Source organism: Weissella sp. DD23, from assembly GCF_001579105.1.
GTDB lineage: Bacteria > Bacillota > Bacilli > Lactobacillales > Lactobacillaceae > Weissella > Weissella cibaria.
The window spans coordinates 60,154-65,893 of record NZ_KQ970391.1; the positions used below are offsets into that span (position 1 = coordinate 60,154).

Below are 5,740 nucleotides of genomic sequence, written 5' to 3' on the forward strand. Positions count from 1 at the left end.
ATTGAGCATTTCTTCTTGGGGTTTGAGGAGAATACGTTGGTGCCTGTTGCCATTCATGCAGCTGGGACGCAACGCTTGTTGTCAGTCACAATTGGTGGAATTATTGCGGCTGGTTTGTGGTTCATTGTGCAAACGAAGATGAAGCCAACAGTAGGGATTAATAAAGCACTTGAAGGTGAGACGATGCCATTGGGTGCGTCAATCCTTCACGCTGTTACTCAGGTATTTTATGTGGCAACCGGTGGTTCAGTTGGGCGTGAACTAGCGCCACGTGAAATGGGTGCCTTGCTTGCCCAACGTTGGGAAATGCTATTGGCCAAGTGGCACCTTGATACGTTAACAGCAGATGACCGTCGCTTGTTGATTGCCGCAGCAGCCGGCGCTGGTTTCGCGGGAATCTATATTGCGCCGATTACGGGAATGCTGTTTGCGGTGGAGATTCTGCACAAGAACGTATCGAAGCGTTCCGTATCAGTTAGTTTAGGTATGTCATTGATTGCCATGTTAGTTGGTGCGTCAATCAAGGGCTTTCACCCCTATTATTTTGTGGCTGATCGGCATTTTGATTTGAAGATGTTGCCATTCGTTATTGTGGTTGGCCCAATTATGGGAATTGCGGGAGCCTATTTCCGCAAGGCGTTCCAGTGGGCAGGCGGCAAGGCGAAAGCTAAGCGAGTGCAAGTTTTGTGGCAACTGCCATTAGCCGCCCTTGCAACGGGTATCGTGGCCTACTTCTTCCCACAGATTATGGGAAATGGGCGTGGTCTAGCTGAATTGGCGATTAACAATGAAAGCACGAAGCTGATTGGGATGCTCGCAATTGGCATGATTTTGAAAGCGGTCATTACAGTCTTCACGCTGAAAGCGGGTGCCTATGGTGGTACGCTGGCGCCATCGATTGGAATTGGTGGATCATTTGGTGCCATCTTGGGCTTTGTCTACGTCATGATGATGCCAGGCGCATCGATTGATCAGGCGGCGGTTATCGGGGCAACGGCTTTGTTGTCAGCCTCGCAACAAGCGCCACTGATGGCATTGTTTATGATGTTTGAAGTGACGCACATGGATTACTCAGCGCTTTTGCCAATGGGACTATCGGTTGTTTTGGCGATTACAACGTCTAAGTTAATTTTGAAAAAATAACAGACAAACGGAATTACGTCAGGGGATGATGTAATTCCGTTTTTTGTTACATCAAACATAATGCTAAGTAGTGGGGATAATTTGTACCACCTTAACAATGATATTCGACTGTGATATTTGTCGCCGATTTGCTATCGATACGATATTATCGTGGGTCACCGATTTAGCTATACTCAAATCAAATCGCGGGGAGGATGATCAATGTTTACATATCAGGAAAATAAGGTCGGACTCAGCAAGTGGGGTGCTCTTACACTGCTGTCCCTATTGGTCGGCCAATTTTGGATAAATACAAGTCAAATGCGGGCAACAATGGGGACTGATGGTGTCTTGCGTGAACATCAATCCATGTTGATCGGGTTGGCGCTGGTGATGTATGTGTTAACGACCTCATTGCTAGGCGTTATTTTGTGGGGTGCACTCATGCTTGTGCGACCTCAACGGAAATTGACGTTGAGTGGCGTCCTGTTATGTAATCAACTTGTGTGGCTGCCATTTGGTGTTGAAAGCGTCGTACTACTGTTGATGCGCCAACAAGAGAGGGTAATGAGTGTCGAAATCGTATTGTCACTATTGGCAATCGGGTTGTTCGGATGGCTGATGTGGCAATTGAAAATTTTGCGAACTTGGTGGCAGTTTACGATTATTGCAATTATCATGGCCACCATTGCCTTTACGCCAAATGTTCTAAGTTGTGCGTAAATGAAAAAGACTCAGCACAATCGCGCTGAGTCTTTTTGGAAATATCTAGATAAATTGTTCAGACAACGCCAAGAATTCGTCGATGTCTTTCTTAACCAAATCGGCACCGGCTTGCCAGAAGTCTGGCTTTGTCAAATCGACACCTAGGTGCTTTTGGGCTAATTCTTCGGTTGACATGTTAGCTGTATCGCGTAGCAGGGCAATGTACGCTTCTTCAAAATTAGCTTGCGTTTGTGCCCAAGCGTAAATGCTTTGGCTGAACAAGTAACCGAATGTGTATGGGAAGTTATAGAATGGCACATCATCAATGAAGAAGTGCAACTTTGATGCCCAGAAGTGTGGGTGACGCTTATCCAAAATACCATCAAAGGCAACTTGTTGGGCGTTATCCATCAGTTCGTTCAAACGGGCAGCTGGCACAAAGCCGTTAGCGCGTTCTTTGTAGAAGTTATCCTCGAAGATGAATCGAGCGTGAATGTTCAAGAACATCGCGATTGGGTTGGTCATCTTGGCATCAAGCAACACGACCTTTTCTGCATCAGTCTTGGCTGCTTGAACATTAGCATCCGCAATCAGCATTTCGGCAAACGTTGAGGCTGTCTCAGCAACGTTCATCGCATAACCGTCACGCCAAACAGGTAAGTCGGTCAAGACAGAAGAGTGGAAACCGTGCCCAATTTCGTGCGCGATGGTAGCCGCGTCGTTAACCGATCCTGTGAACGTCGTGATAATCCGTGACTCGTGAATATCAGGCACACTTTCCATCCAAGCACCAGGCGTCTTACCAGGGCGGTCTTCGGCTTCAATCCATTGATTTTCAAAGGCATGTTGCGCGAAGGCGGCCATCTTTGGTGAGTACTTACCAAAGTTTTTAATCACAAAGGCTGCTGCTTCATCATATGTCAGGGTAGTTGGCTGATAATCACCTAAGTTGGTAATCGGTGCGACTTGATCTTGCCAACCGATTTCATCCAAACCAAGTAAAGCTTTCTTACGGTCAAAGTAGGCTTTGAACATGTGCTTGTTATCATCAACCATTTGCCACATGGCATCCAACGTGGCACGTGACATGCGGTTCAACTCAAGCGGTTGTTCCAAATGATCAGCATACCCATGGGCATGTTGCTCTGTTAGACGTGAACCGGCTAAGTGATTAATGGTATCGGCGGCCAAGTTTTCAGCCGTGCCCCACATCTTTTCATAATTAGCCATAATGTTCGCTCGAACTGTGTTATCAGGATAACCATCCAGTTGGTTCAATGCTTGACCGGCTGACAAAGCTTGTTCCGCCCCGTTTTCGTCAGTGTACGTCATGCTTAGACCTGCTGAAATCGTGTCGTAGTGTTCAGACCAGGCTTGCAAACCATCCAACCGCAAGTTATTTAGCAATTCCTCAGCACGGTCGTCGAGCAAACGTGACGCGTCATCGCGTAACTCATTCAAATGGAACGCCACATCATTAACGCCTGGCAATGTCAGGACCTTCGCAAAAGTGTCGTCGTCAAATGATGTCAACAACTTAGCGAAGGCGTTTAAAGGTGCCTGATAAGCCACGTCAAGTTGTGACACCTTAGTTTGATATGGGCGATACACAGGATTGGTGTAATCAGCTGAGTATAATGCGTTCACGAATAGGGCAACCGTTCCCAAACCAGAACGGATTGTCTGAGCGGCATCAACTAACGCAATAAACTGACTGAAATCAGTATCTGTGAATCGATCATAGGCGGTAACGTCAGCAGCGAATTGTTTGATTTGTTCGTCAAGCAACGTGAGCTTGGCAGCAAACTCAGGTGATGTAATACCACCAGGGTAAATTGGGTCAAGATCCCAGTTTAATGAATAGGCCATAGGTACTCCTTGTGTTTCTCATTGTTTTCTAATAGTTTAGCACACAATCTTGAGTGTTGATGATAATATTGTTGGAAAGCTATCAAAGTGGGGGATGAAATAATGAAGGATGAGATTTATCATCGTGCGTTCGGTGTGTATGGTATCTACTATCGACAGGAACAAGGGTTATTAGTTATTTCGAAAACAAGCGGGCCGTATGCGAATCGGTTAGATTTACCTGGTGGCAGCATGGCAGAGGGCGAGGGACTTGATGATACGCTACGCCGTGAATTCTTAGAAGAAACCGGTATGCAGTTGATAAACTATCAGCAACTAGGCATTACTAGTTTTCGATATCCGTGGCGCTTTGAAACGTTTACGATGAATAATCATATTGCCGTATTCAACCTGGTGCAGCAGGTGCATGGTAACATTGCTGAAAAAGTTCGAGAATTTCCGGGCCAAGATTCAAAAGGGGCACTGTTTGTAAAACTCGCAGATATAACACCAGAAAATTCGTCGCCGTTGGTACTGAAGGCTAAGAAATTCATCCAAAATAATGAATTCGATTTTGCCGATACAATTTTGCAAGAATGGCAAGTACTTTAAATGGGAGTTGTTGCGCTGTCAAACCTTTACAAAACCTAAGTGAAACACAGACAGAATAATGACAATTTGCGCGTAAACTGAAGTTACTAAAAACAAGTGGATAAGTGGCTTGTAGATACCAGTGGGGGACGATGTGATGCGAAAGAGTATGCGTGTGTTTGGTATTTTATTGGTAGCAGTATGGGTGTTAGGGGCGACTGTATCGATTGCGACGCAAAACGTACAGCGACCAACGCACTCGACGGCCAACTGGCAAACCCAATCGATTTGGGAGCGTGAGCAAGCTTATAGCGATCGCATGGGGGATGCGTGGTTTAGTCAGAAGTAGCGTACAGTAATTTAAGCTCAAGTTAAATGGCATTTGAGCAAAGGAATTGATTGATCATTGTCGGCAATCTGTTCAAATACCAGTGTGTCAAATGTTACTGACAAGCCAATTGTTTTAGACATGAGCTCATGGGCCAGCTGGTCTAACTGTGACTTCGTTTGATTGCGTGCAATCGTAATATGAGGCGTGAAAGGAATATCGCGTCTTTGAAATGGCTCAAAATACGACAATGAATATAATGCTTGATGCAATTTCTTTAGGCTGTTTTCTGGATCATCCAAGACGAGCAATAGGTTGTGATAGTCATAATCAGGTAATAAATGTGTTGTGAAAAAAGTGGTTTCAGGCAATGTTTGAATTATTTCTTGAATATCCGTCAGCATACTTGTTTGCAACTGAGGCAATGGTTGGGGGAATACTAGTGATAGATGAGCTGGAACAAAATCAGCTAGAGAGTCGTAATGTGATCGAATAGTGTCCAATTCGGTTGAGTGGGTTGTTAACATAATAGAAACTTGCATCTGAAACGCTCCTTAACTAGTGCTGGCTTGGAACTTAGAGGGATTAGACTAACAGTCTTAATAGATATGACGATAAATTTTGGGTCGATTATATACAGGACCCTTGAAGGATGTCTACCGCTTGATAGATATGGGGTAAAAAATTAAAGCCTGAGAAACGCCGTCATAACAAGGATGCAACTTAAATTTGCGCAAAAATAACATTGAATTGCTAGGTGCATCAATGATGATTTGTCATAATTTAGTTACCAAAAGTTAAGGGGGCAAGATGATGGATATTGTATTTGCACAACAGTTGACGAACCTGCGCAAACAGAAGGGGTTATCGCAGCAACAGTTGGCCGATAAACTCTACATGACACGACAGGCGGTTTCGAAGTGGGAGACTGGAGAGTCTTCACCTGATTTGAATCGTATGCAGGAAATTGCAGACATTTTGGATGTATCGGTGCAAGTGTTATTATTTGGTACTCAGGTCGAACCGGGTAAAACGTCATTTCGCGATAAAGTGAGTGAATATATGCAGCAAGATGAGGCCGATAAAGATTGGCATCAAAATCACCGGTGGCGTCAGTGGCAATATAGTCCAATCACAAATGGGTGG

General features: G+C 44.9%; 7 protein-coding genes. 5 read left to right on the forward strand and 2 right to left on the reverse strand.

Going from position 1 to position 5,740, the window contains the following annotated elements:
• On the forward strand, nucleotides 1–1,143 hold a 1,143-nt coding region (locus WEIDD23_RS02805), incomplete at its 5' end, for a chloride channel protein (RefSeq protein WP_062358742.1).
• Nucleotides 1,144–1,344: 201 nt separating this feature from the next.
• Nucleotides 1,345–1,845 (forward strand): hypothetical protein, encoded by a 501-nt coding sequence (locus WEIDD23_RS02810; RefSeq protein ID WP_010369478.1) that lies wholly within the window; start codon nucleotides 1,345–1,347, stop codon nucleotides 1,843–1,845.
• 45 nt (nucleotides 1,846–1,890) lie between these two features.
• On the opposite strand, the gene WEIDD23_RS02815 is transcribed toward WEIDD23_RS02810, so the two are convergent.
• Nucleotides 1,891–3,696: a M3 family oligoendopeptidase gene (locus tag WEIDD23_RS02815; RefSeq protein WP_010369475.1), complete on the reverse strand. Its 1,806-nt coding sequence runs from the start codon at nucleotides 3,694–3,696 to the stop codon at nucleotides 1,891–1,893.
• Between the two features lie 102 nt (nucleotides 3,697–3,798).
• On the opposite strand from WEIDD23_RS02815, the gene WEIDD23_RS02820 reads away from it, so the two are divergent.
• Entirely contained in the window at nucleotides 3,799–4,287 is a 489-nt protein-coding gene (locus WEIDD23_RS02820) for an NUDIX hydrolase (RefSeq protein WP_010369473.1), read from the forward strand.
• A 136-nt stretch (nucleotides 4,288–4,423) separates the two neighbouring features.
• A complete protein-coding gene (locus WEIDD23_RS02825; protein ID WP_010369470.1) occupies nucleotides 4,424–4,615 on the forward strand; it encodes a hypothetical protein in 192 nt (63 codons plus the stop codon).
• A 17-nt stretch (nucleotides 4,616–4,632) separates the two neighbouring features.
• Here WEIDD23_RS02825 and WEIDD23_RS02830 read toward each other — a convergent pair whose 3' ends face one another.
• Nucleotides 4,633–5,136, reverse strand: coding sequence for a 2'-5' RNA ligase family protein (locus WEIDD23_RS02830; protein ID WP_010369466.1), 504 nt, complete (start codon nucleotides 5,134–5,136; stop codon nucleotides 4,633–4,635).
• 268 nt (nucleotides 5,137–5,404) lie between these two features.
• Between WEIDD23_RS02830 and WEIDD23_RS13425 the strand changes: the two genes are divergently transcribed.
• Nucleotides 5,405–5,740: helix-turn-helix domain-containing protein (locus tag WEIDD23_RS13425; RefSeq protein WP_197458781.1), on the forward strand; the 336-nt coding region annotated here is incomplete at its 3' end.